The organism is uncultured Agitococcus sp., assembly GCF_937920075.1.
Lineage (GTDB): Bacteria > Pseudomonadota > Gammaproteobacteria > Pseudomonadales > Moraxellaceae > Agitococcus.
The window spans coordinates 1-2,269 of sequence record NZ_CALETI010000320.1 but is presented as its reverse complement, the minus strand read 5'-3'; the positions used below and the strand labels follow the sequence as shown (position 1 = coordinate 2,269).

The window sequence follows — 2,269 nt, the reverse complement described above, 5'->3', positions numbered from 1 at the left end:
ACAATCAGCACTTTAGATACTGTCATGCTGTCGATTAGGTCAACGATAGCGGTTAGTGTGGTGATTGTTTTACCTAGTCCTAGTCCTGCCCATAACGCGCATTTAGGTGTGTTGTAGATGAAGTTAACCATTCTCTCTTGGTATTTGTGCAAGTCGTTACGCGATGGCATATATGGCCTCCAGTGAGTCAATAAGTAGCACTGTATGACCTAAAGCGCGTAATAATTCGTGTTCGTGGCGTTGTAGGGGTGTTGGTGTTTTGCCTTCGGCTTTTAGCTCAACAAAGAAGGCGCGGCCATTGGGCATGATGCACAATCTATCGGGTACGCTTTTGCGATTAGGCGATGAAAACTTATAAGCAATACCGCCTAATTTAGTAATGTGACTAACGAGTTTCTTTTCTAAGTCTGATTCTTTCATAATGATACGCCTGTGCTTTTTATGATGTTTTTAGCTTCTTGAATATAAAACTGGTAATCAATATCTGTTGGCAATGTATCGGGATAATCCATGACAGGCTTTGCGCCGTCTGACTTTGGTACTTTATTGTTGTTTTTGGCGTAGTGTATCGCGCCCTGTTCGCTTGTCGAGTGATACCATCTGATAGCTTTACCCAATAACACGCCGTCTTTTATCGCGCCACCTTGCACTGTACGCAATGTTATAAAGTCGCGTATATCTTGACAGTGTAAAATTGTATCTTTTATCGGCGTTTTTTTTGTCAGGTACGCAATAGCGGCTTTTACGCTGATTGTGTTTGTTGGGTTTTTAGCGAGTCCACCTATAGCAAATTGTCCTTTGCCTTTGGTCGTTCCGTTAGGTTTTACGGCTAAATAGTTATTGACGTTTATCGAGTACAAGGCGCGATATTCTGTATATTCCATATTAAATATGGTGTCTAGCTCAAACAGGCTTACGGTGTCGCGTATGGCCTGCACGTTATCACGCTTGCACAATATGACTATGCCGTCAGTATTGGCACTTTTGACACTACCGCCAGCTAACGTGATACGCTCAATCAGCATCAATAATGTTAATTGACCTGTGAGTGTGGTGTTAATCAATAAATCAGGCGAATATAAAAAAGAGTATTTAGAGCCAAACTTACCAAACGAACCATTGACTGTAATTTTAAGTGAATCAGCAGTCACAGTGTCTTTTTTGCGTTTAGCTTCAATACGCCGATTCACGATTGATTCGTAAACTGTCAAAAATTCAGGCGTTAAATGTTTTGGGTAGTATTTACCGTCAATGATTAGGTACGGGTAATAACTGGCCACGTCAACGTCAAAAAGCAATTCATCATCTTTAGCAATAATGGCTTGTGACGATTCGCACGAATGGATACCACCTATGCCGAGTTGATATTCTGCACCATCATAACTAATCTTTTTGAGTAGTTCGTCAGGTAGTGCAATTTGACCATTAGCACCTACAACAAAATCTACACGTTCAATCATTGTCACCAAGTCATTAAATAATTGGCTTTTAAATGTAATGTGCTTAGGCGTGGTGTATTTGTATTTTGTACCTATTTTCACAGTGGGGCGCGTACAGTCTATATCTTTGGCTTCTAATTCGTGCTTTATGACACTTTCAGCGATTTGCGCGTCAGAATTAGAACGCAAGTCAATCCCGTATTGTGCGCCCATCTTTTCTCTTAACTCAATTTGTGGCTTTAACGCTTCGTACAATAGCCGTGTGACTTCTAGGTCATTGTGACAATACTCACGCAACACAGCGCGTTGTGATGCGTTTATGAGTGCGTTTGGCTCAATAGGCAATTCTTGCATCTTTGGCGCGTGTAATCTGCCGCCATAGATTTTTAGCGAGGCTTGGCCAATGGGTAACGGCATAATGTCGATATGGTCAAAATGGTAATATTCTTTAATCATTTTTCTTCTTTGATGTATTTCCCACTTTGGCGTTTCCACAAAAAAAGTTATGAGGCCTTCTTCCCCCCTTGTTACCCAACTCCCGCCGTTAATAATTTCATCACTTATCTGTTTTATATCCGCATTGTTATGGCCACTTAAGGCGGCAATTATGAGGGGCATATCGTAGTTTGATGAGTTAAAACCAAGTGTCGTGTGTTTCTTGAGTATTGCTGATACTGTTTTACTGTCAAAGTCTTGACCATCGAAAAGCTCAAAATCTCTTATCTTGCCGCTATCTGTATCAAGCATTGATACTAGAAAATAGTTTTTATAAGTCTCACAGTCTAAAATTATCATGTGGGGGTGTCCCGTTTTAGTTATAAAAAAGGCGC

General features: G+C 40.7%; 2 protein-coding genes. Both read right to left on the bottom strand.

Features of this window, described 5'->3' with window-relative positions; all coding sequences use genetic code 11:
* Positions 1-156: 156 nt before the first annotated feature.
* Positions 157-420: a VRR-NUC domain-containing protein gene (locus Q0212_RS11145; RefSeq protein ID WP_297925456.1), complete on the bottom strand. Its 264-nt coding sequence runs from the start codon at positions 418-420 to the stop codon at positions 157-159.
* The gene (locus Q0212_RS11140) at positions 417-1,895 is read right to left on the bottom strand and encodes a hypothetical protein (protein ID WP_297925454.1); all 1,479 of its coding nucleotides are present in this window, start codon (positions 1,893-1,895) and stop codon (positions 417-419) included. Before Q0212_RS11140 ends, Q0212_RS11145 begins: the two co-directional genes overlap by 4 nt.
* Positions 1,896-2,269: the final 374 nt, after the last annotated feature.

Coding starts and splice junctions, on each gene's coding strand:
- Q0212_RS11145 (WP_297925456.1), bottom strand. CDS start 420: ATGAAAGAATCAGACTTAGAAAAGAAACTCGTTAGTCACATTACTAAA.
- Q0212_RS11140 (WP_297925454.1), bottom strand. CDS start 1,895: ATGATTAAAGAATATTACCATTTTGACCATATCGACATTATGCCGTTA.